21 protein-coding genes, 2 tRNA genes and 1 pseudogene are annotated in these 24,581 nt (G+C 58.4%); 9 read left to right on the top strand and 15 right to left on the bottom strand.

The window, feature by feature from the left end; all coding sequences use genetic code 11:
- Positions 1-463: 463 nt before the first annotated feature.
- Both fdxA and mutS read right to left on the bottom strand, forming a co-directional pair.
- Positions 464-787: a ferredoxin FdxA gene (fdxA, locus tag RYB09_RS05315; protein ID WP_002554692.1), complete on the bottom strand. Its 324-nt coding sequence runs from the start codon at positions 785-787 to the stop codon at positions 464-466.
- Positions 788-1,036: 249 nt separating this feature from the next.
- Complete coding sequence (gene mutS / locus RYB09_RS05310) at positions 1,037-3,604, bottom strand: DNA mismatch repair protein MutS (RefSeq protein ID WP_316887669.1); 2,568 nt, start codon at positions 3,602-3,604, stop codon at positions 1,037-1,039.
- Positions 3,605-3,877: 273 nt separating this feature from the next.
- On the opposite strand from mutS, the gene RYB09_RS05305 reads away from it, so the two are divergent.
- The 4 genes from RYB09_RS05305 (at position 3,878) to recX (ending at position 6,221) form a co-directional block, all read left to right on the top strand.
- The gene (locus RYB09_RS05305; RefSeq protein WP_255872123.1) at positions 3,878-4,006 is read left to right on the top strand and encodes a hypothetical protein; all 129 of its coding nucleotides are present in this window, start codon (positions 3,878-3,880) and stop codon (positions 4,004-4,006) included.
- A gap of 68 nt (positions 4,007-4,074) precedes the next feature.
- Entirely contained in the window at positions 4,075-4,590 is a 516-nt protein-coding gene (locus tag RYB09_RS05300) for a CinA family protein (RefSeq protein WP_054098798.1), read from the top strand.
- Positions 4,591-4,683: 93 nt separating this feature from the next.
- A complete protein-coding gene (gene recA / locus RYB09_RS05295) occupies positions 4,684-5,748 on the top strand; it encodes a recombinase RecA (RefSeq protein WP_004657925.1) in 1,065 nt (354 codons plus the stop codon).
- A gap of 5 nt (positions 5,749-5,753) precedes the next feature.
- Positions 5,754-6,221 (top strand): recombination regulator RecX, encoded by a 468-nt coding sequence (recX, locus tag RYB09_RS05290; RefSeq protein WP_005743450.1) that lies wholly within the window; start codon positions 5,754-5,756, stop codon positions 6,219-6,221.
- Positions 6,222-6,225: 4 nt separating this feature from the next.
- Here the strand turns inward: recX and RYB09_RS05285 are convergent, their stop codons facing one another.
- A complete protein-coding gene (locus RYB09_RS05285) occupies positions 6,226-7,347 on the bottom strand; it encodes an LOG family protein (protein ID WP_219171098.1) in 1,122 nt (373 codons plus the stop codon).
- Positions 7,348-7,540: 193 nt separating this feature from the next.
- On the bottom strand, positions 7,541-7,957 hold the full coding sequence (locus RYB09_RS05280; protein WP_002554685.1) for a quorum-sensing-regulated virulence factor family protein: 417 nt from the start codon (positions 7,955-7,957) through the stop codon (positions 7,541-7,543).
- 279 nt (positions 7,958-8,236) lie between these two features.
- Between RYB09_RS05280 and RYB09_RS05275 the strand changes: the two genes are divergently transcribed.
- The 3 genes from RYB09_RS05275 (at position 8,237) to RYB09_RS05265 (ending at position 10,289) form a co-directional block, all read left to right on the top strand.
- Positions 8,237-8,947: a tRNA-uridine aminocarboxypropyltransferase gene (locus tag RYB09_RS05275; protein WP_058399667.1), complete on the top strand. Its 711-nt coding sequence runs from the start codon at positions 8,237-8,239 to the stop codon at positions 8,945-8,947.
- Between the two features lie 245 nt (positions 8,948-9,192).
- Entirely contained in the window at positions 9,193-9,840 is a 648-nt protein-coding gene (erdR, locus tag RYB09_RS05270; RefSeq protein WP_046270723.1) for a response regulator transcription factor ErdR, read from the top strand.
- Positions 9,841-9,923: 83 nt separating this feature from the next.
- Positions 9,924-10,289, top strand: coding sequence for a diacylglycerol kinase (locus tag RYB09_RS05265; RefSeq protein ID WP_058399668.1), 366 nt, complete (start codon positions 9,924-9,926; stop codon positions 10,287-10,289).
- 7 nt (positions 10,290-10,296) lie between these two features.
- Here the strand turns inward: RYB09_RS05265 and RYB09_RS05260 are convergent, their stop codons facing one another.
- Positions 10,297-11,223 carry a LysR family transcriptional regulator gene (locus RYB09_RS05260; RefSeq protein ID WP_002554681.1) on the bottom strand — a complete coding sequence of 309 codons (927 nt, stop codon included), beginning with the start codon at positions 11,221-11,223 and terminating at the stop codon, positions 10,297-10,299.
- 123 nt (positions 11,224-11,346) lie between these two features.
- On the opposite strand from RYB09_RS05260, the gene fpr reads away from it, so the two are divergent.
- Positions 11,347-12,126 (top strand): ferredoxin-NADP reductase, encoded by a 780-nt coding sequence (fpr, locus tag RYB09_RS05255; protein ID WP_002554680.1) that lies wholly within the window; start codon positions 11,347-11,349, stop codon positions 12,124-12,126.
- Between the two features lie 79 nt (positions 12,127-12,205).
- On the opposite strand, the gene tsaA is transcribed toward fpr, so the two are convergent.
- The 6 genes from tsaA to RYB09_RS05225 form a co-directional block, all read right to left on the bottom strand.
- Complete coding sequence (gene tsaA, locus RYB09_RS05250; protein ID WP_122259275.1) at positions 12,206-12,898, bottom strand: tRNA (N6-threonylcarbamoyladenosine(37)-N6)-methyltransferase TrmO; 693 nt, start codon at positions 12,896-12,898, stop codon at positions 12,206-12,208.
- Positions 12,899-12,911: 13 nt separating this feature from the next.
- Positions 12,912-13,373, bottom strand: coding sequence for a DUF1456 family protein (locus tag RYB09_RS05245; RefSeq protein ID WP_002554678.1), 462 nt, complete (start codon positions 13,371-13,373; stop codon positions 12,912-12,914).
- Between the two features lie 80 nt (positions 13,374-13,453).
- Entirely contained in the window at positions 13,454-14,164 is a 711-nt protein-coding gene (locus tag RYB09_RS05240; RefSeq protein WP_058399669.1) for an rRNA pseudouridine synthase, read from the bottom strand.
- A gap of 92 nt (positions 14,165-14,256) precedes the next feature.
- A complete protein-coding gene (locus RYB09_RS05235) occupies positions 14,257-14,697 on the bottom strand; it encodes a GNAT family N-acetyltransferase (RefSeq protein ID WP_058407341.1) in 441 nt (146 codons plus the stop codon).
- 102 nt (positions 14,698-14,799) lie between these two features.
- Positions 14,800-16,143: a 30S ribosomal protein S12 methylthiotransferase RimO gene (gene rimO / locus RYB09_RS05230; protein WP_057402364.1), complete on the bottom strand. Its 1,344-nt coding sequence runs from the start codon at positions 16,141-16,143 to the stop codon at positions 14,800-14,802.
- A 311-nt stretch (positions 16,144-16,454) separates the two neighbouring features.
- On the bottom strand, positions 16,455-17,546 hold the full coding sequence (locus RYB09_RS05225) for a catalase family protein (protein ID WP_219171099.1): 1,092 nt from the start codon (positions 17,544-17,546) through the stop codon (positions 16,455-16,457).
- 333 nt (positions 17,547-17,879) lie between these two features.
- Between RYB09_RS05225 and RYB09_RS05220 the strand changes: the two genes are divergently transcribed.
- Positions 17,880-19,775, top strand: a complete 1,896-nt coding sequence (locus tag RYB09_RS05220; RefSeq protein WP_057411578.1) for a potassium transporter Kup — start codon at positions 17,880-17,882, stop codon at positions 19,773-19,775.
- Between the two features lie 97 nt (positions 19,776-19,872).
- On the opposite strand, the gene RYB09_RS05215 is transcribed toward RYB09_RS05220, so the two are convergent.
- The 4 genes and pseudogenes from RYB09_RS05215 to RYB09_RS05200 all read right to left on the bottom strand — a co-directional run bounded on the left by RYB09_RS05215 (position 19,873) and on the right by RYB09_RS05200 (position 24,581).
- A complete protein-coding gene (locus tag RYB09_RS05215) occupies positions 19,873-21,207 on the bottom strand; it encodes a virulence factor family protein (protein WP_316887621.1) in 1,335 nt (444 codons plus the stop codon).
- Positions 21,207-23,824: pseudogene (gene mprF / locus RYB09_RS05210) on the bottom strand (bifunctional lysylphosphatidylglycerol flippase/synthetase MprF). The gene RYB09_RS05215 and the pseudogene mprF overlap by 1 nt, the downstream one beginning before the upstream one ends.
- 374 nt (positions 23,825-24,198) lie before the next feature.
- A tRNA-Met gene (locus RYB09_RS05205) sits at positions 24,199-24,275 on the bottom strand.
- Between the two features lie 231 nt (positions 24,276-24,506).
- Positions 24,507-24,581 (bottom strand) — tRNA-Met (locus RYB09_RS05200).

Raw genomic sequence — 24,581 nt, 5'->3', positions numbered from 1 at the left:
GGCCTTTTTATATGTCTTTCGTCATTTGAATGTCGTGGGTCAATGCGTCTGCTCGACCTTTCAGCTTTCAAAGCCTGTAAGTCATTGCGTACGGTTGCTGTAAGTCATTCAGGTAACAACAGTGAGGCTTGTCGCCAAACAGCTGTGTTTACGGAATTAACACGTTGTTTTAAATAGAGATTATATTTTTAAGGTGATTGACATGGAAATATCCTGGAGCGTTTGAGGTGTTGCTCTGCGGGTTTAAATCTCTAATATCGAAGCTGTGCCAACGGACAGGCACAGGCCATCAAGGATGACGGTCAAGGACATCGCGGGATGCGATTCATCAGGATGATGACAACGGAATACAGGGATCAGGGATAAAATGTGGGCGGGTCATACCGCCCCTTTTTTTATCTGCAGAAAACCGCACAGATTCAACAAAAAAGGCCCTCTCGAGGGCCTTTTGTCTGTCTGGAATCTAGCGTTCCAGATCAGCGATCTTGCCGGTTTTGCCATCCCACTCTGCCGCATCCGGCATCGCATCTTTCTTTTCGGTGATGTTGGGCCAGACCTCGGCAAGCTCAGCGTTGAGCTCGATGAAGTTTTCCATGCCAGCAGGAATCTCGTCTTCCGAGTAAATGGCCACGGCAGGGCACTCAGGCTCGCAGAGCGCGCAGTCGATGCACTCGTCCGGGTGGATCACCAGGAAATTCGGGCCTTCGTAAAAGCAGTCCACCGGACAGACTTCTACGCAGTCGGTGTACTTGCACTTGATGCAGTTGTCGGTGACGACGAAGGTCATTTCTAATTTTCTCCTCAGGCGGCTGCTGTGGCAGAGCCCTTCCAGACAGGGTTGCCAGGTTCGGGAGGTTTCCCGGCCCTATGAAAATACGTGCTTTTGGTGGGTGGCCTTGAGGCAGTGGGACTGCGTCGCCTGCTACCTACCAGTGGTTCGCTGCATTTTCACGCGGCTCGAAAAACGCCTCGGCCAGGCTAAAAGCCGAGAGCGTCCCAAACCGCGCGGGATTCTAACAGTATGTAACGCTTCGCGTCACAGGCGAGTTTGCAATGTGTATAGCAAATCCAGCGCCTGCCGCGGAGTCATATCGTCGACTTTGATCTTGGACAGTTCGTCGAGCACCGGATGAGGCAGGCTTGCAAACATATCGCTCTGCTGCGGGATCGCGGGTTTGCCGGGCTTGGCTTTAGGCTGTTCGTGCGGCAGGCTGGTGGTTTCCAGGCGCTGCAGATGCTCTTTGGCGCGCGTGATGACTTTGCCCGGAACGCCCGCAAGCTGGGCCACGGCCAGGCCATAGCTCTGGCTGGCTGGTCCTGGCAGTACGCGGTGCAGGAAGACGATCCGCTCGTTATGCTCGGTAGCATTCAGGTGCACGTTGGTCACCAGCGGTTCGCTTTCCGGCAGCACTGTCAGCTCGAAATAGTGCGTCGCGAACAGTGTATAAGCACGCAGTTGCGCCAGACATTCCGCCGCTGCCCAAGCCAGAGAAAGGCCGTCGAAGGTGCTGGTACCGCGTCCGACTTCGTCCATCAGCACCAGGCTTTTGTCGGTAGCGTTGTGCAGGATGTTTGCCGTTTCGCTCATTTCCACCATGAACGTCGAGCGCCCGCCGGCCAGGTCGTCGCTGGAGCCGATACGGGTGAAGATCCGGTCGACCAACGACAGTTCGCAGCTGGCAGCGGGCACGAAACTGCCGATATGCGCCAGCAGTACGATCAGCGCCGTCTGACGCATATAGGTCGATTTACCGCCCATGTTCGGGCCTGTGATGACCAGCATGCGTGTGCTGTCGTCCAGCGCCAGGTCGTTGGCGACAAACGGAGTGCTTAGTACCTGTTCTACGACCGGGTGACGGCCCTGCTCGATGCGCATGCAGGGTTCGGCAACGAATCTTGGGCAGTTGAGGTCCAGATTCAGCGCGCGTTCTGCGAGGTTGCTGAGTACGTCCAGTTCGGCCAATGCAGCTGCCGTGTCCTGCAGCGGCGCTAGATGGCCGATCAGGTCTTCAAGCAGCGCTTCGTAGAGCATCTTTTCCCGAGCCAGTGCACGACTTTTGGCCGACAACGCCTTGTCTTCGAATTCCTTGAGCTCGGGCGTGATAAAGCGCTCGGCGCCCTTGAGGGTCTGGCGGCGTATGTAATCAGCCGGGGCCTGCTCGGCCTGTTTGCTCGGCAGCTCGATGAAGTAGCCGTGCACGCGGTTGTAACCGACTTTCAGGTTGGCAAGACCGGTACGGGCCTTTTCGCGGGCCTCCAGATCGATCAGGAACTGACCGGCGTTTTCACTCAGCGATTGCAGATCATCCAGCTCAGCGTCGTAGCCGGTTTTCAGAACACCGCCGTCGCGGATCACGGCAGGCGGATTGTCGATGATTGCGCGCTGCAGCAGATCGGCGAGTTCCGGATAGGTGCTGGCGGTCTGCGCAAGTTGCTGCAGATGCGGCGCCTCCAGGTCGGTCATCGCCTGCTGCAGTTCGGGCAGGGCGCTCAGGGCGTCGCGCAGACGCGCAAGGTCTCGTGGTCGCGCATTACGCAGGCCGATACGCGCCAGAATCCGCTCGATATCGCCGATTTCCTTGAGCTGCGGTTGCAGGTTCTCGAAGCGGTAGCGCTCCAGAAAGCAGGTAATGGACGTCTGGCGTGCCTGAAGAATTGTCAGGTCGCGCAACGGCCGGTTCAGCCAGCGGGTCAGCAGCCGCGTTCCCATTGCCGTCTGGCAACGGTCCATGACCGATTGCAGCGTATTGTCGCGGCCACCGGACAGGTTGGTGTCCAGCTCCAGGTTGCGCCGACTGGCGGCATCGAGGATTACCGTGTCGTCGAGGCGTTCGTGGCGCAGGCTGCGCAAGTGGGGCAGGGCGGTGCGCTGGGTTTCCTTGGCGTAGCTGAGCAGGCAGCCAGCAGCGCCGATGGCGAGTGTCAGGTTTTCGCAGCCAAAACCCTTCAGGTCCTGGGTTGAAAACTGCTGACACAGACTTTTGTGGGCTGAGTCGCGCTCGAAATCCCACGGTGCACGACGTCGCGCACCACGGCGTTTTTCGGCAGGCAGACCTTGCGGCCAGTCGTCCGGAATCAACAGCTCGACCGGGTTGATGCGTTCAAGCTCGGCCAGCAGGTTCTCCCAGCCCTTGATCTCCAGCACACTGAAGTTGCCGCTGGTGATGTCCAGCACGGCAAGGCCGAACAGGCGTTCGTCACCCAGTACGGCGGCAATCAGGTTATCCCTGCGCTCATCGAGCAAGGCCTCGTCGCTGATGGTCCCAGGCGTAATGATGCGGACTACCTGACGATCCACCGGGCCCTTGCTGGTCGCGGGGTCGCCGATCTGCTCGCAGATCACCACCGATTCGCCCAGCTTCACCAGTTTGGCCAGATAGCCTTCGGCGGCGTGGTACGGAATCCCGCACATGGGGATGCTCTGGCCTGCCGACTGACCGCGCGCGGTCAGGGTGATGTCCAGCAACTTGGCGGCTTTCTTCGCATCTTCGTAGAAGATCTCGTAGAAATCGCCCATGCGATAAAACATCAGTTGATCCAGGTGCTGGTTTTTGAGTTTCCAGTACTGCTGCATCATGGGGGTATGTGAAGAGAGGTCGGAAATTGCTTTGTTCATCAGTGGCTTAGGCAAGTTCTTGAGAGGAGTGAGGCAACCTTGAGGCATGACGGGTGGTCCCTCCTTGAATCGAGGGGCGCCTGCCGGGTATGTGCGATGGTCGCAAGGTTATCACGCTCAATCAGGCGGTGCAGTTACAGCGTACCTTCCGCTTATTGGTGACCAGGCGTTTCCTGACAGCCATGAACCTCGATTTGACGTATAGACTTTCATCGCTGCCACTCGATAACCGGACGGCACGCTATAAAAAAGGACTTTTATATGAAAAATAAACGAGCAAGGGATTCCGTCAACGGTCGCTTCATCCCGTTGGAAGAAGCCAGAAAAAGGCCGAGAGAAACCACGGTTGAAACGGTCAAAAAGCCCGAACGCAGGAAAGATGCGCGATAAGCCGGCAATGGCAGACCCGCTTCAAGGCGGCTGCCTTGTCTCAGCAATCACTTTTACAGGCTTCCAGCATGAATGAGGACACCGTGGACGAGATAACCGGGCTGGCCAATACGCTTGGAAGGCTTCTCGGCGCAATGAACGCTCAAGTGACCACCGCCGAATCCTGCACAGGAGGCGGAATCGCCGAAGCGATCACGCGCATCGCCGGTAGCTCGGCATGGTTCGAGGCTGGCTATGTGACTTATTCGAATGCCCAGAAGACCCGACAATTGGGCGTACCGGAGGCGTTGTTCGCAGATGTCGGGGCGGTCAGTCAGCCTGTTGTCGAAGCCATGGTGCGAGGTGCGCAGCGTGAAAGCGGCGCGCGATTCGCTGTCGCGGTCAGTGGTGTTGCAGGGCCTGGCGGTGGTTCGCCGGATAAACCGGTCGGTACTGTATGGCTGTGTTGGGGTAAGGATGACGCGCTTGTCGCACAGCGTCGCCAGTTCGATGGCGACCGGGATCAGGTCCGTCGACAGACGGTCGAAGCCGCTCTACAGGGGCTGATACAGCTTGCGCGCGGAGAAATGCCAAAACAGGGGTAGGCGCGCGCTCATCGCTGTGGAATAATACTGTCTACTTATACAGGTGTTGTGGCCATCAAGGCCCTAATTGAATTTGATTACGTGAGGACTTCAATGGACGACAACAAGAAGAAAGCCTTGGCTGCGGCCTTGGGTCAGATCGAGCGTCAGTTCGGTAAAGGTGCCGTGATGCGCATGGGCGACCATGATCGCCAGGCTATTCCTGCCATCTCCACCGGCTCGCTGGGTCTGGATATCGCACTCGGCATCGGCGGTCTGCCGAAAGGCCGGATCGTGGAAATCTACGGTCCAGAGTCTTCCGGTAAAACCACGCTGACGTTGTCGGTCATCGCGCAGGCCCAGAAAATGGGTGCTACCTGTGCATTTGTCGACGCCGAGCACGCGCTTGATCCGGAATACGCCGGCAAACTGGGCGTCAATGTCGACGACCTGCTGGTTTCGCAGCCGGACACCGGTGAGCAGGCGCTTGAAATCACCGACATGCTGGTACGTTCCAACGCCATCGACGTCATCGTTGTCGACTCCGTTGCTGCGCTGGTACCAAAGGCAGAGATCGAAGGCGAAATGGGCGACATGCACGTGGGTCTGCAGGCGCGTCTGATGTCTCAGGCGCTGCGCAAGATCACCGGTAACATCAAGAACGCCAATTGCCTGGTGATCTTCATCAACCAGATCCGCATGAAGATCGGCGTGATGTTCGGCAGCCCGGAAACCACTACCGGTGGTAACGCCCTGAAGTTCTACGCTTCGGTACGTCTGGATATCCGTCGTACAGGCGCAGTGAAAGAAGGCGACGAGGTTGTCGGCAGCGAAACCCGCGTCAAGGTCGTTAAGAACAAGGTGGCTCCGCCATTCCGTCAGGCCGAGTTCCAGATTCTTTACGGCAAGGGTATCTACCTGAACGGCGAAATCGTTGATCTGGCCGTGCTGCATGGTTTTGTCGAGAAGTCCGGTGCCTGGTACAGCTACCAGGGCAGCAAGATCGGTCAGGGTAAAGCCAACTCGGCCAAATTCCTGGCAGACAATCCGGAAATCTGCAAAGCGCTCGAGAAGCAGATTCGCGACAAGTTGCTCACCCCTGGCGTCGACACCAAAGCTGTCGGTTCCCGCGAAGCTGCCGTTGCTGATGATATGGCCGAAGCAGACGCTGATATCTGATAGTCATGCCTGTCGTACTTGATACACCTGTCGCCGTAAGGCGCACTGCAATGGACCTGCTCGCACGTCGCGAGCACGGTCGGGTCGAGCTGACGCGTAAACTGCGTCAGCGCGGCGCTCCCCCCGAGCTCATCGACGCTGCCCTTGATCGTCTGGTCGAGGAAGGTTTGCTCTCCGAGTCCCGTTACCTTGAAAGCTTCGTTTCTTACCGGGCACGTTCGGGCTATGGCCCTGTTCGTATTCGGGAAGAACTGAATCAGCGTGGTTTGCAGCGGGCCGACATTGAACAGGCGCTCAGGGAGTGTGGTGTGGATTGGCAGGAGAAGCTTCACGAGCTCTGGCAACGCAAGTTTGCCGGTGCTTTGCCTGTTGATGCTCGTGAGCGGGCCAGGCAGGGACGGTTTCTGAGTTATCGCGGCTATCCGCTGGATATGATCGGCCGCCTGTTAAGCGGCCGTGGCGGCGATGACTGAGGTATCAGAGCGTTTTCTGTGGCGCCTGATCATGCGCGCTATCTCTTGTCGCTGAGGCATCCTCCCAGTTTTCCTGTTGATTGATGTAGTCCACCAGTTCACGAAGCCTGCCCTGATTGCGTCCTGTGAAGGTGAACGCCAGTCGTGTCAGGTGGCTGAATTGAACTTCATCGTGCTCCTCGCCCTGATAGCTGTGCTGATGGAAGTTTTCATTGATACACAGATCGGCGAAAGCTTCCTGCATGTGCTCCAGAGCCTTCGCGCTGAGCGCGTGGCGCATACGGATCACGAACTTGTTCTTCAGCCAGCGGCTGGAGTGGAAGTTGGCATAAAACCGGTTGATCTCTTCCACCGCTTCATCGGCGCTGTAGACCAGCCTCATCAGTTTCATGTCGGCTGGCAGAATGTAGTGATTGTCCTGCAACTGGTTTTTGATGAAGTCCAGTGCACCTTGCCAGAAACTCCCGCCAGGTGTGTCCAGCAATACGACAGGTACTAACGGACTTTTGCCGGTTTGTATCAACGTCAGCACTTCCAGGGCTTCATCCAGAGTTCCAAAGCCGCCTGGGCACAGCACCAGCGCGTCGGCTTCCTTGACGAAGAACAACTTGCGGGTGAAGAAGAAGTGGAAGGGCAGCAGGTTTTCCGTGCCCTCCACCGTGGGGTTGGCGTGCTGCTCAAAGGGCAGGGTAATGTTGAACCCCAGGCTGTGTTTCAGACCTGCACCTGCGTGGGCTGCGGCCATGATGCCACCACCTGCGCCGGTGATGACCATCATGTCCGAGCGGGCAAGCTTTTCGCCCAGCTCTCTGGCCTGTGCGTAAAGGGGGTGCTCCTGAGGGGTGCGAGCAGAACCGAATACGGTGACTTTGCGGCGGCCCTTGAAGCGTTCGAGCACCCGAAAGGCTTTGTCCAGTTCGCGCAGGGTTTGCAGCGTTATCTTGACGTCCCAGCGATTGCGGTCGTCCTGGGCCATGCGTAGCACCGTGAGCATCATGTCGCGGTACAGCGGCAGGTTTCTGGTGCCGGGAGCGACCTCGTTGATGTGCTCTTCAATTTTGCTGGTCAGGTCGAGCCCGTTGCTTTGAAAGTGTCGGGATAGAAGATCGTCAGGTACATACGGCATTCGGGATTTATCCTCCTGCAGAATCAATGGCCCGGTGGGGCGTGTTGAATCGATGATGTCCCGGTTTGCAGAGAAAGGCTACCCATTCCCTGATCATTGCCAGGGCGGATTCGTTGCACGATGTCTTGAGCGTTGCTGAACTGACGCGCCTGAGGGGCAGGCGCGCGGGGAGGGTGCCAAGTGCCGAGGGTACTTACTTTTTCGGCTTTACAGTGCAATCTGAAGCCTGAAAGGTCTGGGTCGCAACCGGGCGGTTGGTCTTGTACTCGGTGAATTGATACTTGAGGACGGCTCCCTTGGTCATCAACTGGCGGAAACCGTTGTTGTGGCAAACGCTGTTGCCCAACTGGTTGCGCATCACGTCCGGGTTGGCGCGCATTTGCTGGGCCTGGCCTTCGCGTACGCTCAAGTGGTTGATCAGTTCGTTGCCACTGACGGTATAGCCCTGATCGAGGATGTCTTCGTTGATCGCCCTTGGCGTGCCGACACTGCTTTCCTTAGCGACTTTTTCCAGCATCTTGCTGAGTTCGAACTCCTGTTTCGACGCCGCCTGGGCGCATAGCGGAGCAACGAGCAAAAGCGTAAGGGTGGGTACGATAAGGCGCAGCATTAAACTCTCCTGATTAAGTGGCTGGCCGTTGGACCAGCGACTTCAAAGTGCGTTCCGGGCAGCCCGCCGATAACGCGGGTTGCAATGGCGCAGCAGTATAGAGCAGGAGTCTTCATCGGGCCTAGGGGCTGTACCCGTTTCAACGCGGTCTCTATGACGCGGGAACAGCCTGAGGACCGAAAACGGGTTGAAGAGCCAGCGCTCTGATAAACTGCGCGTACTTTAATCCTGCCGAGTCTTTGTGGTGTCGATGTATTTCCCCCGCAGGCGTGTCCTGTAATGAGTCATGCCGTTTCCCGTCTGCGCGACGAGCGTCTGGCCCGCAGTACCAAGCCCTTTATTGCTCGCGGCTCGCGCGCGCCGCGCTGTCCGGATTGCCGGGTTATCTCCAGTTATTGCCTGTGCGCGTGGCGACCTGCCGTGAATGCCGAGTCAGGCATGTGCCTGCTGATGTACGACACCGAGCCTTTGAAGCCGACCAACACCGGCTGGCTGATCGCCGATGTCATCAAGGACACCCATGCCTTCGGCTGGTCGCGAATAGATGTCGACGAGCAATTGCTCGCGTTGCTGGACGATCCGCAGTGGCAGCCCTACATCGTCTTTCCTGGTGAATTCGTTGCCGAGGAACGTGTGGTCAATAAGGTGTCGCGCATGGATGGCAAGCGTCCGCTGTTCATTCTGCTGGATGCTACCTGGACCGAAGCGCGCAAGATGTTCCGCAAAAGCCCATATCTGGAAAGGTTTCCGGTGTTGACGCTGGAGCCCGAGCAGATCTCGCGTTACCGTTTGCGCCGCTCAAGGCGCGACGATCACTTCTGTACTGCCGAAGTCGCCGCGCTTTGTCTGGAACTGGCCGGGGACACCTGCGCCAGTGGCGTACTGGATGCTTATCTGGACGTGTTCAGCGCTCATTATCTGGGCGCCAAGTACCTCAAGCCGATTGACCCCGACGACGCGGCCCACACTCATTTGAAGGCTTTCATTTGAAGGCTTTCTATTACGCTGTGTTGCGGATCTGCCCTGTATAGGCTAATTGCCATCCATGTGCCCGGGCAAAGACGCTTCGCGCTTGACCGTCATGGTCTTGCTGGGCATGCTTGGCGCCGCCTGGAAGCCGATTCATCTTGTCTGGCGTGGCACCGACGCTCTTTTCGGGTTGTCGTTATGCGCGTTCGCCAGTCTTGCTGGGTGGCCGATTCTGTCGGCCCTCACTATAAAAACAGGATCACTACATGACCTACGACATCCTGATCGCTGATGATCATCCCCTGTTTCGCAGTGCGCTGCATCAGGCGCTGAGCATTGGCCTGGGGCCTGAAGCGCGGCTCGTCGAGGCAGAAAGCATTGCCCAGCTTGAATCCCGTCTGGGAGAGAAGGCTGATTGGGATCTGGTTCTGCTGGACCTGAACATGCCGGGGGCTTATGGCTTCTCCGGGCTGGTCCTGTTGCGCGGCCAATATCCGCAGATACCGGTGGTGATGGTTTCGGCTCAGGAAGAAGCGTCGATTGTGGTGCGTTCCAGAGAGTTTGGTGCCAGCGGGTTCATTCCCAAATCCAGCTCCCTTGAAGTCATTCAGCAGGCGGTGCGCACCGTGCTCGATGGCGACGTCTGGTGGCCGCCACAGGTCAATGAAGTGATCAGTGTTTCGGATGAAGCGAAGGCTGCAAGCGCTGGCCTCGCCAGTCTCACGCCGCAGCAGTTTCGAGTATTGACTATGGTCTGTGAGGGGCTGCTGAACAAGCAGATTGCCTCCGAACTGAGCGTCTCCGAAGCCACTATCAAAGCGCACGTCACGGCGATTTTTCGCAAGCTCGGCGTACGCACGCGAACCCAGGCAGCGTTGTTGTTACAACAGCTTGAGTCCATCTCGTCCAGTTAACGGCGTTCAGGTTGCGAGCATTCACGCTTTTTTGACCTTTAGTGCCTTAGCTTTCCTCATCTTTTTTACACAGCAGCCTCTCTATGTCGCCCTTCAAAGGCCAAACCGGTCTAAAACGTATCCTCAATGCCGCAGGCTATTCTCTGGACGGCCTGTCAGCCGCTTTCAAAGGCGAAGCCGCTTTCCGCCAGCTGGTACTGCTTAACGTGGTGTTGGTCCCGCTGTCGTTTTTCCTGCACGTCAGCAAGGCCGAGCATGCCTTGCTGATTGCCGTCTGCCTGCTGGCCCTGATTGTAGAGCTGCTCAACTCTGCTGTAGAGGCTGCCATCGACAGGATCTCTCTGGACCTGCACCCGTTGTCCAAGAACGCCAAGGACATGGGCAGCGCTGCCCAGTTCATCGCCCTGAGCATGATCGCTCTGGTGTGGGGCATCGTTCTGCTGGGTTAGGGCTTGTTCAATACAGGCTTGGCAGCACGATCTCGTCGCTGCGCTTCACCCCGGCGGTGAACGCGCGGCACAGTTCGAGGAATTCGCGCATGGCTGACGTCTGATATTTCTGTTTGTGCCAGATGAAATAGAACTGACGCGCCAGATCCAGCTCCGGCGTGGCCAGTTCCACCAGATTGCCGCGACGGAACGAATCGCGTAGTGCCAGCCTGGAAATGCAGCCAATGCCCAATCCGGATTCAACTGCCCGCTTGATGGCTTCGGTGTGTTCCAGCTCCAGTCGGACATTCAGCCCGTTGCGGTGGTGACGCATGGCCTGATCGAACGTCAAGCGCGTGCCTGAACCTTGTTCTCGCAGGATCCAGGCTTCATGGGTCAGTTCTTCCAGCGTTACATGGGCGCGTTTGGCCAGTGGATGCTGTGGGGCGCAGAACACCACAAGTTCGTCTTCGACCCAGGACTGCACCTCGATGTCCGGGTGGCTGCAATCGCCTTCGATCAAGCCCAGATCAATCTCGTAGTGGGCAACCTGTTGCACAATATGCGCGGTGTTCTGGACGTGCAGCTTGACCTGGCTTTCCGGGTGACGCTGCATGTAGCCGCCGATCAGCAGGGTCGCCAGATAATTGCCGATCGTCAGCGTTGCCCCGACGGCCAGCGAGCCAAAGCCTGATTTACCGTTCAGCAGGTCTTCGATTTCCTTTGCCTGATCCAGCAGAGCGACGGCCTGCGGCAATAATTGCCTGCCCGTGGCGTTAAGGCTTAGCCGCTTGCCGGCGCGGTCAAACAGCTGGCAGCTCGACTGGCGCTCCAGCTCGGTGATGGAGGTGCTGGCAGCCGACTGCGAAAGCGAAAGCAGCACGGCTGCTTTGGAGACGCTTTCCTGCCGGGCGACGGCAACGAACACTTGGAGCTGACGAAGAGTAAATCGCATATCTATATAACCGATAACCTATATCTTGATAATTCATTTAACAGATATTGTGTCTGCCACTAGAATGTCGCGCAATAGCGCAGTGCTTCTGCGCGCACTATTTTTTCAGGAGTCTTCACGTACATGAGCAACATGAACCACGAGCGTGTCCTCAGCGTCCACCATTGGAACGACACCCTCTTCAGTTTCAAGTGCACCCGCGACCCTGGTTTGCGTTTCGAGAACGGTCAGTTCGTCATGATCGGTCTGCAGCAGCCAAACGGTCGTCCGCTCATGCGCGCCTACTCGATTGCCAGCCCGAACTGGGAAGAGCATCTGGAATTCTTCAGCATCAAGGTGCCGGACGGTCCGTTGACCTCGCAGTTGCAGCACCTCAAGGAAGGCGATGAAATCATCATCAGCAAAAAGCCTACGGGTACGCTGGTGCTGGACGACCTCAAGCCGGGCAAACATCTTTACCTGTTGAGCACGGGTACTGGCCTGGCGCCGTTCATGAGCGTGATTCAGGACCCCGAAACCTACGAGCGTTTCGAGAAAGTCATCTTGTGCCACGGCGTGCGTTACGTGAACGAAGTCGCCTATCGCGAATTCATCACCGAGCATCTGCCACAGAACGAGTTCTTCGGTGAAGCGCTGCGTGACAAGCTGATCTACTACCCGACTGTCACCCGCGAGCCGTTCGAGAACGAAGGTCGCCTGACCGATCTGATGCGCAGCGGCAAGCTGTTCAGCGACATCGGCCTGCCACCGATCAACCCGCAGGACGACCGCGCCATGTTGTGCGGTAGCCCGAGCATGCTCGACGAGACCAGCGAAGTGCTCAACAGCTTTGGTCTGACCGTTTCGCCACGCATGCGTGAGCCTGGTGACTATCTGATCGAGCGTGCATTCGTCGAGAAGTAAGTCGGCCTTACAAAACCCGCCTCGTCCCTGAAGGGATCAGGCGGGTTTTTATTGCCCGGGATTTGTCGCTGGCATTCCTTCAGGCCAGCAGGACTTCAAGCACGCAAATCACCCCGGCCTGCGGGTAGTGCCAGCGTACGTCCAGATCCCAGAACTGAGCGCCGTAGCGGCGTTCCGGCGTCGGTAGCTGATAGGCCGGGCGCGGGTCCTGCGCCAGGCACTGCTCGATCAGTTCGACCAGTGGCTCACTCAGGCGTAGTGCGTGTTCGCGAGCCTGCAGCAGGGCGGCGTCCTGCCACTGCACCGGTATCAGGGCGGGCGCAGCACTGGCGATCTGGTTGGTCGCCTCAGTGATGGCGTCGGCGTAGGGCACGTATGGCTTGATGTCCAGCACTGGTGTGCCATCCAGCAGGTCGATGCCGGACAGCCACAGGCGACCGGCTTCGACTTTGTCCAGCCTGACCACCGACTGGCCGATGCCATTGGGGCGATGCGTTGCGCGGGTGGCAAATACCCCCATCGACTGATTGCCGCCCAGACGCGGAGGGCGCACCTTCAGGCGCGGCTTGTCTTCCAGCGCCATATGGAACAGAAACAGCAACCAGACATGACTGACCTGTTCCAGCCCTTGAACAGCCTCACCCTGATCGAAAGGCGCTACCAGCTCCAGCACTCCACGTGCTGCCGGGGCCAGCTGTGGCTGGCGGGGGATGGCGAATTTCTCCTTGAAGCAGGAGCGTACGAAGCCGACAGGGGAGACGTTGTAGCTCATGGTACCGACCGGTTCAGCCACGCACGCGCAGGGTCAGACCCTTGAGGAAATTGCGTAGCAGTTGATCGCCACAGGCGCGGTAGTTGGTGTGTCCGACCTTGCGGAACAGCGCACTCAGCTCTGGCTTGGAAACCGGAAATTCTGCGGATTTCAGGATGGCATGCATGTCGTCTTCTTTCAGTTCGAAGGCCACGCGCAGTTTCTTAAGAACAATGTTGTTGGTAATCGGCAGATCAATCGGCTGCGGCGGACGGCTTTCGTCCTTGCCACGCTTGAAGTAGACCAGGCCATCGAGAAAATGCGCCATGATTTCATCGCTGCAATCCAGATAGCCCTCTTCTTCCTCTTTCTTCATGAAAGCGATGACATCGCTTTTGGACACTTCAAAACCGGTCAGACCGATGATTTCGACAACCTTGCTGTCGCTGATATCGAGCATGTAGCGCACGCTGCGCAGTACGTCGTTGTTCATCATGAGGCGTGTTTCCTGATAAGTCGCATGGCGGCGCGTGACGATGGTCATGCGCGCGGTAATAAGGTCGAGTGCCGAGGGAGTTAAAACTTTTCCTTGGTCGTCATGTAGCGCCACTGGCCTTCGGGCAGTTTGCCCATGGATACGCCGCCGATACGGATGCGACGAATGGCTACGATCTTCAGGCCAACGGCTTCACACAGCAGGGCAATGATGCCGGGCTGCGGGTTTTTCATTGCAAAGCGCAGGCGGTTCTCGTTCTGCCAGCTGGCCTTTACGGCGGGCAGTTCCTTGCCTTTGTAGGTCAGGCCGTGATTCAGCCGGTTCAGGCCATGAGCAACCATTTCGCCCGAGATTTCCACCACGTATTCCTGCTCGATCTTGCTGCGGTCATCGGTGAGCTTGCGCAGGATTTTCCAGTCCTGGCTGAACACCATCAAGCCGCTGGCATTGGCCTGCAGGCTTGAAATCGCCTCAAGGCGCATGAAGTGGCCCTTGAGCGGACGCTTGCTGTAGCTGTGCTCCACCGAGAGCGTGCCCGGCGTGATCATCTGCAAAGCCTCTTCGGCGCTTGCCGAGGCGGGTTTGTGCAGAATGATCGTGACCGGTTCAGGGGAGTCTGCCTTGGCATCCGGGCTGAGCTCGACTTTCTGGGTGCTGACCTTGAAGTGCGGCTCTTCGATGACCACGCCGTCCACAGTAACCCAGCCACCCTCGATAAACAGTTCGGCCTCCCGGCGGGAGCAACCGACCAGCTCGATAAGGCGTTTGGAAAGGCGAATGGGGTCTGTCATGAAGAAAAGCCGTTTACTGATGAGAAAGGCGCCATTGTAACCGCCTCACGCTGGTTAATCGCGGCAACATTGCATTTGGGCTGTAATCGATGTCAGTTACGACGGGGCAGGCGCATTCTGAGCATCGGATAGGGCTGACCCAAACCGTCGACTTCAGAACGGCTGAAAACTTCGAAACCATGCCTGAGGTAAAACCCCAGTGCCTGAGTGTTCTGCTCGTTGACGTCCAGTTCACGGATGTCGAAGTGCTCGATTGCGTGGGTCAGCAGCTGCGTGCCCAGCTTTTTACCGCGATGGTTCGGGTCGATGAACAGAATATCCAGTCGGTTTTTGTTCACGCCCGCAAAGCCCGTGATCTTGAGCTGCTCGTCCCGGGTGCAGAACAGCGTCACGCTGTCCAGATACTGTGTCAGCAACCCCTTGAGCCTGATGATGTAGGCGTCCGGTAGAAAGTCATGGGTGGCGCGAACCGAGCGCTCCCACACCTCGCTCATCTCCGGGTAATCGTTGGTGTCCGGGGTATATAACCGCATCTCGCGTTCTCCTTTCGGCCAGTCTTGCATAGACAACGGCCAGACACGAAAAAGCCCTGCCGGTTCAAGGGCAGGGCTTTCGATTACGGCAAGGGACTGTGCTTACAGCACCTCGGCCCACAGGTCGTATTCGTCAGCGTCGGTAACGCGGCACATGATCTTGTCACCGGGCTGAACGGTGCTGCCATCTTCCAGACCGATGAACACGTTGCCGTCGATTTCCGGAGCATCGAAGAAGCAGCGGCCTACGGCACCACGATCATCGACTTCGTCGATCAGCACTTCGATTTCCTTGCCGATCTTCATTTGCAGGCGCGCAGCGCTGATTGCCTGCTGGTGAGCCATGAAACGATCCCAGCGGTCCTGCTTGACGTCATCTGGCACGATGGCCGCGTCCAGCAGGTTGGCAGGAGCACCTTCAACCGGCGAATACTGGAAGCAGCCTACGCGATCCAGTTGGGCTTCGGTCAGCCAGTCCAGCAAGTACTGGAAGTCTTCTTCGGTTTCACCGGGAAAGCCGACGATGAAGGTCGAGCGGATAATCAGATCAGGACACTGCTCGCGCCAGTTCTTGATGCGTGCCAGTGTCTTGTCTTCAAAGGCTGGCCGCTTCATCAGCTTGAGGATCTTCGGGCTGGCGTGCTGGAACGGGATGTCCAGGTACGGCAGGATCTTGCCGGCTGCCATCAGCGGAATCAGTTCGTCGACGTGCGGGTACGGGTAAACGTAATGCAAGCGAACCCAGACGCCCATCGAACCCAGCGCCTGACACAGCTCGGTCATGCGGGTCTTGACCGGCTGGCCGTCCCAGAACCCGGTGCGGTATTTGACGTCCACGCCATAGGCGCTGGTGTCCTGGGAGATGACCAGCAGCTCCTTCACACCGGATTTGACCAGACGCTTGGCCTCATCGAGTACATCGCCAACCGGACGGCTGACCAGCTTGCCGCGCATAGACGGGATGATGCAGAAACTGCAGCTATGGTTGCAGCCTTCGGAAATCTTCAGATACGCGTAGTGGCGCGGGGTCAATTTGACGCCTTGCGGCGGCACCAGGTCGATCAGCGGATTGTGGTCCTTGCGGGGCGGCACGACATCGTGCACTGCGTTGACCACTTGTTCGTACTGCTGCGGGCCGGTCACCGACAATACGCTTGGATGAACATCGCGAATGACGTTTGCGTCAACGCCCATGCAGCCGGTCACGATGACCTTGCCGTTTTCCTTGATCGCTTCGCCGATCACTTCCAGCGACTCGGCCTTGGCCGTATCGATGAAGCCACAGGTGTTGACCACCACCACGTCGGCATCCTCGTAGGTCGCAACGACTTCGTAACCTTCCATGCGCAGCTGGGTCAGGATGCGTTCGGAATCAACGAGTGCCTTCGGGCAACCCAGTGAAACGAATCCGACCTTTGGGGCGGACGGCGTGGTGACGGTGGACATGGCAAACCTCGGCGTGAAGGGCACCCGAACGCGAAGCGCAGGCGCTGACTGGGCGCTTGCTGCGCCTCTGATCAAAAAGTGCGCAATTCTAGCGGTGAGCGGGCGCGATGACCAGCGTTTGGATGAGAATTGCGACGTACGCGAGACGCAGCCGGGGTCATTGCCCACCCATTCGATCGCATTATGATCGACAGTAGCTTCGGTACACGCAGTGTATTGAGGGGCATGGCCGAGGTTGCAGCGTGCGACTGAGACATTCTGAATGCAGTCCAAGCCCGCATGAACGGGCCTGGACTGACTTTCACATGTTCTCAGCGCCGCGGTTCATGCATCGGGCAGCCGTTGTGCTGACTGCGAAAGCCCGCCGAATGTTCATAGGCCGGTTTGCGTACGCGCATGACGCCGCCCAATGGACGATGTGCCTCAAGGCCGTGCCAGGGGCTGAATGCCATGGCTTCGTCAATTTCCTGAACGTTTTGCTCGGACCACGACGACTGGCGGGGCACATCGATGCGAGCGACGGTGACGTAGGGGCTGAGGTCTTCCGGCCAGATCGCCGAGGCGTCCTCGATCGGCATTTTTTCCAGGTCCGTGGCCAGCTGAACGCGGACTTCCCAGCTGGCGTCGTGTTCAAGAAAAAACGCTTTGACCGCTTCGCGCAGACCGTCCGGATTGTCTTTGAGGTCCAGTGCCTTGTCGGTCAGCGCAATCAGCTCGGCGGAGACGGGCACGACGCTGAGCTTGGCGTAGTAGGGGCCATACAGGAAAGGCACGACGGTGTAGAACGTCTCGCCGAGGATGTGGGTCATCGGGTGCCCGCCGAGACTTCTCAGTGTGCCACTTTCGCCCCCTGCAGACTCGATCACCGACTCTATGCCGCGCAGGACGGCAGACAACGCACGTTTCATGCCCGGAGCCTTGTCGGTCGTTTTGGCCAGCAACTTCAAGGTCTTCAGGAAGGCCTTGGGGTCCTTGGCGGTAAAGGCCTTGGCGTTTTGCATGACGAAATCCTGAGTGGTTGCCTCTGCACTGCCAGGCAAGCGTGCGCCTTCGACGCCAACCAGTTTGATGGCCAGGCCTCTGGGCGTGGATACCTTGTCGTCGAGAATGTCGCCCGGGTTGGTCGAGAAGCGCATGACGACCGGGAAGTTGCCGGGCCTGGCAAAGGCACCCTGGGCCAACGGCTCGGGCAGGTCGCCGTAGACCTGAATCTGACCGTGAAGCAAGCCGTGAGCCTTGGCGTGCACACTGCGAATGGCGTGCCCCGTGTCTTGATACGTGGTCTCGAGGATGGAATGCATGGCTTCGACCAGCTCTTTGCTGGTCTGCGCTTCATCGTCCGGAACGACTTCAAATGAGGGCTTGAAGGGTAACGGCTGGACAGTCAGGTTTTGTGTGGTCATCAGAGCATCTCGGTGGGAGGGGATCAGGGTGCCCTGGCGTCGATGCGGTTCTTGAAGACCCCTGATGCGGCAGGCTTAAGTAATGACCGGCCGATATTTTTGTCGTTCCATGAGAAATGTTGCTTCGAAAAACTGCTTCAAGGGGCCGTGATCAAGGCGTGGTGGCAGGCCGGATCTATATAACCATCTGCGTTTCACCAAGAATTACATCGAGTGCTGCGTTATGCTTCGCGCCATCGCGCCGAGGCATGTCAATGTCTGGCTGAATCTGAATTGTTACGCGTTGTGATGTTCTCAGTGTTGAACCTCATGTCTGGTTTCCGGGAGTAGTGGATGAGTCAAACAAACAGTCATGGGGAGGCCGCAGGCACTGCCAGGCCTATCGGGTTGCTGATCGCTGCAGTGGGGGTGGTTTACGGCGATATCGGCACCAGCCCGCTGTACACCCTCAAGGAAGTGTTTCAGGGCGGTTACGGCGTGGAAGTCACGCATGACGCAATACTCGGGGTGTTGTCACTGATCTTCTGGTCGCTGATCTGGGTTGTTTCGTTCAAGTACATGGCGTTTGTCCTGCGTGCTGACAACCAGGGCGAGGGCGGCATCATGGCGTTGATGGCGCTGGCGCGTCGAGCATCGGCCAAACACCCCAAACTGCAAATGATGATGGTGGTGTTCGGGTTGTTCGGTGCTGCGCTGTTCTATGGCGACAGCATGATTACCCCGGCAGTCTCGGTGTTGTCGGCGATGGAAGGGCTGGAACTGGCCTTCGATGGCCTCGATCACTGGATCGTGCCCATGGCGCTGATCGTGCTGGTGGGGCTGTTTCTGATTCAGCGTCACGGCACGGCACGCATCGGCGTGCTGTTCGGCCCGGTGATGGTGACCTGGTTTCTGGTGCTCGGCGCGCTGGGCGTTTACGGCATCATGCAGTCGCCGGAAGTGCTCAAAGCGGTCAATCCGGCCTGGGGTGTGAATTTCTTCATCATTCATCCGGGCATTGGTGTGGCCATTCTGGGTGCTGTGGTGCTCGCCCTGACGGGGGCCGAGGCGCTGTATGCCGACATGGGTCACTTTGGCCGCAAGCCGATTTCACGTGCCTGGTTCATCCTCGTGCTGCCTGCGTTGCTGCTCAACTATTTCGGTCAGGGTGCGCTGGTGCTGGGCAATCCCGAAACGGTTCGTAACCCGTTCTACTTGCTGGCGCCGGGCTGGGCGTTGCTGCCACTGATCGGCCTGTCGACGATGGCGACCATCATTGCCTCGCAGGCGGTAATCTCCGGCGCGTTCTCGATGACGCTGCAGGCGATCCAGCTGGGCTACATTCCGCGCATGCATATCCAGCACACCTCCAGCGACGCGCAAGGTCAGATCTACATCGGTGCCGTCAACTGGGCGCTGATGGCGGGTGTCATTCTGCTGGTAATCGGCTTCGAATCGTCTGGCGCGCTCGCATCTGCGTACGGCGTGGCAGTGACCGGGACCATGCTCTGCACCACCATTCTGGTGTCGACCGTGATGCTGATGCTCTGGAAATGGCCGCCGTTGCTGGCTGTTCCGTTGCTGATCTGCCTGCTGCTGGTGGATGGCCTGTTCTTTGCGGCCAACGTACCGAAGATTTTCCAGGGCGGTGCCTTCCCGGTGCTGGCAGGTGCGGTGTTGTTCATCCTCATGACCACCTGGAAGCGCGGTAAACAGCTGCTGGCCGAGCGGATTGACGAGGGCGGGCTGCCGTTGCCGATCTTCATCGGCAGCATTCGCGTTCAGCCGCCGCATCGCGTGCAGGGCACGGCGGTGTTCCTGACCGCACGTTCGGATGCCGTGCCTCATGCGCTACTGCATAACATGCTGCACAACCAGGTGCTGCACGAGCAAGTGGTGCTGCTGACGGTGGTGTATGAGGACTCACCGCGTGTGCCTGCCGCGCAGCGCGTTGAAGTGGAGTCCTATGGCGAGGGTTTTTACCGGGTGATCCTGCACTTCGGTTTCATCGATGAGCCCGATGTGCCTGCTGCGCTGGCGTTGTGTGATCTGCCGGAGCTGGATTTCAGTCCGATGCGCACCACTTACTTCCTCAGCCGCGAAACGGTGATCCCGTCGAAGATGGATGGCATGGCGCGCTGGCGTGAGGCGCTGTTCGCGTTCATGCTCAAGAATGCCAACGGTAACCTGCGCTTCTTCAAGCTGCCGTTCAACCGGGTGATCGAGCTGGGTACGCAAGTAGAGATGTAAGCGTTCGCCGGCAAGGCCGGCAGCGTGAATAAAAAAATCCCGGCGACCTCACGGTGCCGGGATTTTTTATGCCGTTCAGACTTCTACCTAGCGGCGCTTACTGAGCGGTAGCCTTGCCCTGACGCTTGTTGATGGCGTCGATCAGGCGTTTGGCCAGTGCCGGATAGTCTTCATCGAAGTGGTGACCTCCAGGCAACTGAACGGCTTCGCCGACTGCGGTAGTGTCGGTGCAACCGCTGTCTTTCTTCTCTTCGACACCATAAACACAGAACACCTTGGCGGCTGGCAGCTTGGCCATTTCCTGTCCGGTAGTGGCTTCCTTACCTGCATTGCCGAGCCAGCCGTCGACGTGAATCTCGAAGCTGCCAGTACGGGCGAAGGCCAGCAGAATGATCGCGTCGACCCGATTCTGATCATCCGCAGCCAGGCGATTGTAGATCGCGGGCATCACGTCCGCGCCGAACGAGTATCCAGCCAGGATGAAGCGCTTGGTGCCCCATTTCTGACGGTAGTGGTTCATCAGGTCGGTGAGATCGACAGCGGTCTGCTCCGGTGTCTTGTGTTCCCAGTAGTAGCGCAACACGTCGATGCCCACCACCGGATAGCCCATCTTGGCCATGTCGCCTGCCACGACCTTGTCCAGGTCGCGCCAGCCGCCGTCACCGGACATGAACAGCGTCACGGTATCGGAAGGCTGGCTGGCCGGGACTTCGACGGTCGGGATACCGAGGCCGCCACTGTCGTTCTCGCCGAGCAGCAGGTGACGCAGTTCAGTGTTGAGCACCTGAGGCAGCGGAATGTCGTAGTCGCTGATGCTGGTGTCGGCGTTGCTCTGGTCACGCACGAACGCTGCGCTCGGATCATCCGGGGCGTCGTTCCAGGCGGCCAGCCAGTGCCCGTGCGAAGCTTTTTGCGGCAGCGGCACGTCGCAGATCTGCGGCGGTTTCTCGTCTTCCTCCAGAACAGGCGGCGGATTCGAAACATGCTCAAGCGCAAACCCGACGGAAATGGCCTGCGCCTTGTCGTCGGTCTGTTCGGCCAGCCAGCGCCACGCCAGGGTCGCACCAGGGCCTATGCCTCCAACAACCTTTGCAGGGCCGTCGAGCTTCGCCAGGGCTTCCTGAAAGGTTTTCTGTTGCAGGACGCAGTCGTCCTTGGGCAGTACCACCTGAATGATGCGTGCCGAAGCGTCCTTGCTGATCGCCAGCAACTGCTTGTCGGAGAGCATTTCTTCGGCGGTGACGGCCAGCGCAATGCGGGTCTTGATGCTGGTGGCCGGTGTCACGCTGGTCAGCGGCGCGCCACCGTCAAGGTTCAAGTGTTCCAGCGATGCGGGCGGGGCGGGGCGGTTCCAGATCCATATTCCCAGTGCTACGACTAAAAGAACAATTACCAGAGCTGCAAGCAAAAGGCGCCAGGAGCGTCGAATCATCAGCGTTTCACCAATCCAGTCAGGCCGCCCGCAATCAGGGCGGCGGTGTCAGCCAGTGCCACGAGCGGATCAAGTCCGGCAGGCACGGCCATATAACGAGGTTCCCAATCGGGCTGGAACTTGTCCTTGAAGCGGCGCAGCCCCTGGAAGTTGTACAGTTGTTCGCCACGACGAAAGATCATCGAACCCAGGCGCTGAGTGATCGGCGCGCCACGTCGTGGCTGCAGACCCGACAAGGGCACCATTCCCAGGCTGAATCGCGCATAGCCCTGGGCTTTATAATGCAGAATCAGTCCGACCATCATGAATTCCATGGTCAGCTTGGGGGCGTCCGGGTGAGAGCGCATCAGGTCCAGGCTGGCCAGTTCCGGGCTGGTGGTTTCCAGCAGGTTGGAAAACGCGACCGGTTTGCCCTGAAAGTGCACGATGGCAATGCGGAAGTACTTCAGGTACTCGGTGCTGAAGCGGCCTAGGGAGAAGCCTTTTTCACGGACATTCTTGCCGGTCAGCCAAGCGTCGGAAATCACTTTCAGCTCGTCGATCGGTGCCTGGCCCGGTTCGTAGATTTCCAGCGAAAGCCCATCGCGGCCACCTCGGTTCCAGGTGTAACGCAGGTCTTTCATTTCCTTGCCCTTGGCGTCGATATCGAAGCGCCGCAGGTCAACGCGCGCTTCCTCGCCCAGCTTGATGGCGGTGAGGCCGATGTCCATGTAGAACGGCAGGTTTTCTGCACGTACCTGGTAGAACACCGGGCGCGCATGGTGCACGTCGCACAGGTCGCGGAACTGCCAGATCAGCTCGGCACGCTGCTGGGTCGGGCCAATCGGATCGTAAAGCGCAACCAGACTGCGGCCGCGATGCGAGTACATCAGGAATGCATTACCGGCCGGATGGAACAGGATCGCCTTATCGCCGGTCAGCACCAGGCCGCCATCCGGCTGTTTGGATGCTTTGAGGATCTCGGCTGCCTTGTCCAGATCTGCCGCGTCGGGCAGTTTGATGACTGGTCTGGCAGTACGCAGCAACCAGGTCAGCGAAACCACCACCAGCAGCACTGCGCTGCCCAGTGCCGAACGCAGGCCGCGCGGGGCATCTGCATCGAGGGTGAACTGCCACCACAACTGATGACTGTAGGGCACGTCCTGATAGGCAAACAGCAACAGCCAGATCGAGGCACCGACCACACAAATGCTGGCAATCAGGTAGACCGGCGAGAACGGCAGCTCCAGCAGGCGGCTTGGACGGTAGAATGAACGACGGAAGGTCAGCAGCAGGCAGGCGGTCAGCAGCAGCATGCTGGCTTCTTCCCAGTCGAAGCCCTTGAGTATCGACAGCACTGCGCCCACCAACAGCAGGATAGAGGTCAGCATCCATGCAGCCGAGAGTCGGCGACGCAGGCCCTGGGCGAGCAGCAGGCACAGCACGCCCACCAGACTGGCCCCGAAGTGCGACGCGTCGATCAGCCGATGCGGGATCATGAAGCCGACGTTTTCCAGTCGGGTATCGATTTCAGGGGTGGCACCAGAGAAGAGCAGCACCACCCCCGACAAGAAAACCAGTAGGGCCAGAATCGGTGCCGCCAGCCCCGAGGCAACGCGCATGGCTTGCTTGGTCGGCAGCAGGCGCTGGGCTTCGGTAAACAGCAGGGTAAGGCAGGCCAGCAGCAGCGGCAGGATCACGTAGATCAAGCGGTAAAGTAGCAGCGCAGCGGCGAGCGGGGCGGCACCCAGTTCGTTGGCAAAGGCTGCGAGCAGAATGGCCTCGAACACGCCGACGCCGCCAGGCACGTGGCTGAGTACGCCAGCAGCGAGCGCCAGCAGATAAATAAGGATGAACGCACCGAGAGGCGGCGCGTGCGGCAGCAGCAGGTACAACACCATCGCCGCAGCAGCGACGTCCAGCGCGGTAATCACCAGCTGGATCAGCGTCAGCTTCAAGTCTGGAAGACGCAAGGTACGACGACCGAGGCGAACCAGAATATTGTGCGGGATGTCCTGTTCCGGCAGGCGGCGACGGTAGACGAAGACCGCCAGCAGCAGGCTGCCCACCAGTACCGCCGTGGCAACGACGGCCAGTACGTCTACTGGAAGCTTGAGCGCCAGTGACGCGCCGGACAGGTTGCTGAGCGTGGCCAGTGCCGCCAGCGGCGGCAACGCACAGCCCAGTGACAGGCTGGCGAACACGGTCATGCGGGCAATTTCGATTGCGCCTACGCCATGGCGTGAATAAAGCCTGTAGCGTACCGAGCCACCGGACAGCATCGACAGGCCGACCGCATTGCCGATTGCAAACGAGGTGAAGCCGCCGAGAAGCAGCGTCTTGATGGGTAGATCGACATTGGCATAGCGACTGGCGGACAGTTCATAACCCATCAGGATGATATAGCCGACGATTGCCGCGAGCAGCGCACCGCCCAGAGCGGGCAGGGGCACTGCGAACAGTGAGTCGTGCAGCGCATACCAGTCCATTTCGACCAGCATGTGGCGGCAGGCAATAAGGGCCAGGCTGAACAACAGCAGCATCACCGCCAGCCCGATAGGCTGCCGGTATTTGCTTAGCAGCTCCCGCCAGTTCTGGCGTGGTGGGCTGCCGGGTTGCTCTGCATCAACGGTTTCATTGGAATCGGACATGTTGTCGCGCATCAATCACTCCTTGGATCGTGCGCGACAGGATGGAGGTATGCAGCCAAGTTACCAATCCCTACGCAGAAAATATTTCAGGATGTTAGCGCGTCAACGTCTAACGAGCGAATAGCGAATCCGGCCAGGCGATGCTGTTCAGCCGAGGTTCAGTCGTGATTCAGCTTAGTAACACCTATCGGCAGCGCATGCAAAAACTGTCGTCAATGAAAGCATTACGTTACAGATGTGATGATAGGGTTTCAAAGGGCTTGGAAAATAGTCTTTTTTCTCAGGCAGTTAGCGGTCGCCTGAAATGTTTTTTCACCGGAAACAAAAAAGGCCACTCTTTCGAGTAGCCTTTCTTGATGTTTGGTTGCGGGAGCCGGATTTGAACCGACGACCTTCGGGTTATGAGCCCGACGAGCTACCAGACTGCTCCATCCCGCGTCTGTGTGGCGGCATTCTACAGCCGAACGCTAAAGTGTCAACCCTTAATCTTGAAAGCAGGCAAATGAGTAGCAGATTGTGCACCTGTGCCAATGATGCTGCCTTTTTTACGCCTCAGTTTGGAAGCGCTGATAAGACTGGGATACCGGGTTGTCAGTGGCAGGGCATGAGACAGTACTTTTAACGCAGGCACAAAAAAGGCCACTCTTTCGAGTAGCCTTTTTTGATATTTGGTTGCGGGAGCCGGATTTGAACCGACGACCTTCGGGTTATGAGCCCGACGAGCTACCAGACTGCTCCATCCCG

The organism is Pseudomonas syringae group sp. J254-4 (assembly GCF_032586855.1).
GTDB classification, from domain to species: domain Bacteria; phylum Pseudomonadota; class Gammaproteobacteria; order Pseudomonadales; family Pseudomonadaceae; genus Aquipseudomonas; species Aquipseudomonas amygdali.
Note: the sequence above shows the minus strand (reverse complement) of the source record. Positions and strands in the feature narration are given on the sequence as shown.

Excerpts from the sequence above, each read along its gene's own strand:
- fdxA (WP_002554692.1), bottom strand. The coding sequence starts at position 787 with ATGACCTTCGTCGTCACCGACAACTGCATCAAGTGCAAGTACACCGAC.
- RYB09_RS05305 (WP_255872123.1), top strand. The coding sequence starts at position 3,878 with ATGAAAAATAAACGAGCAAGGGATTCCGTCAACGGTCGCTTCATCCCG.
- RYB09_RS05300 (WP_054098798.1), top strand. The coding sequence starts at position 4,075 with ATGAATGAGGACACCGTGGACGAGATAACCGGGCTGGCCAATACGCTT.
- recA (WP_004657925.1), top strand. The coding sequence starts at position 4,684 with ATGGACGACAACAAGAAGAAAGCCTTGGCTGCGGCCTTGGGTCAGATC.
- recX (WP_005743450.1), top strand. The coding sequence starts at position 5,754 with ATGCCTGTCGTACTTGATACACCTGTCGCCGTAAGGCGCACTGCAATG.
- RYB09_RS05285 (WP_219171098.1), bottom strand. The coding sequence starts at position 7,347 with ATGCCGTATGTACCTGACGATCTTCTATCCCGACACTTTCAAAGCAAC.
- RYB09_RS05280 (WP_002554685.1), bottom strand. The coding sequence starts at position 7,957 with ATGCTGCGCCTTATCGTACCCACCCTTACGCTTTTGCTCGTTGCTCCG.
- RYB09_RS05275 (WP_058399667.1), top strand. The coding sequence starts at position 8,237 with ATGAGTCATGCCGTTTCCCGTCTGCGCGACGAGCGTCTGGCCCGCAGT.
- erdR (WP_046270723.1), top strand. The coding sequence starts at position 9,193 with ATGACCTACGACATCCTGATCGCTGATGATCATCCCCTGTTTCGCAGT.
- RYB09_RS05265 (WP_058399668.1), top strand. The coding sequence starts at position 9,924 with ATGTCGCCCTTCAAAGGCCAAACCGGTCTAAAACGTATCCTCAATGCC.
- RYB09_RS05260 (WP_002554681.1), bottom strand. The coding sequence starts at position 11,223 with ATGCGATTTACTCTTCGTCAGCTCCAAGTGTTCGTTGCCGTCGCCCGG.
- fpr (WP_002554680.1), top strand. The coding sequence starts at position 11,347 with ATGAGCAACATGAACCACGAGCGTGTCCTCAGCGTCCACCATTGGAAC.
- tsaA (WP_122259275.1), bottom strand. The coding sequence starts at position 12,898 with ATGAGCTACAACGTCTCCCCTGTCGGCTTCGTACGCTCCTGCTTCAAG.
- RYB09_RS05245 (WP_002554678.1), bottom strand. The coding sequence starts at position 13,373 with ATGATGAACAACGACGTACTGCGCAGCGTGCGCTACATGCTCGATATC.
- RYB09_RS05240 (WP_058399669.1), bottom strand. The coding sequence starts at position 14,164 with ATGACAGACCCCATTCGCCTTTCCAAACGCCTTATCGAGCTGGTCGGT.
- RYB09_RS05235 (WP_058407341.1), bottom strand. The coding sequence starts at position 14,697 with ATGCGGTTATATACCCCGGACACCAACGATTACCCGGAGATGAGCGAG.
- rimO (WP_057402364.1), bottom strand. The coding sequence starts at position 16,143 with ATGTCCACCGTCACCACGCCGTCCGCCCCAAAGGTCGGATTCGTTTCA.
- RYB09_RS05225 (WP_219171099.1), bottom strand. The coding sequence starts at position 17,546 with ATGACCACACAAAACCTGACTGTCCAGCCGTTACCCTTCAAGCCCTCA.
- RYB09_RS05220 (WP_057411578.1), top strand. The coding sequence starts at position 17,880 with ATGAGTCAAACAAACAGTCATGGGGAGGCCGCAGGCACTGCCAGGCCT.
- RYB09_RS05215 (WP_316887621.1), bottom strand. The coding sequence starts at position 21,207 with ATGATTCGACGCTCCTGGCGCCTTTTGCTTGCAGCTCTGGTAATTGTT.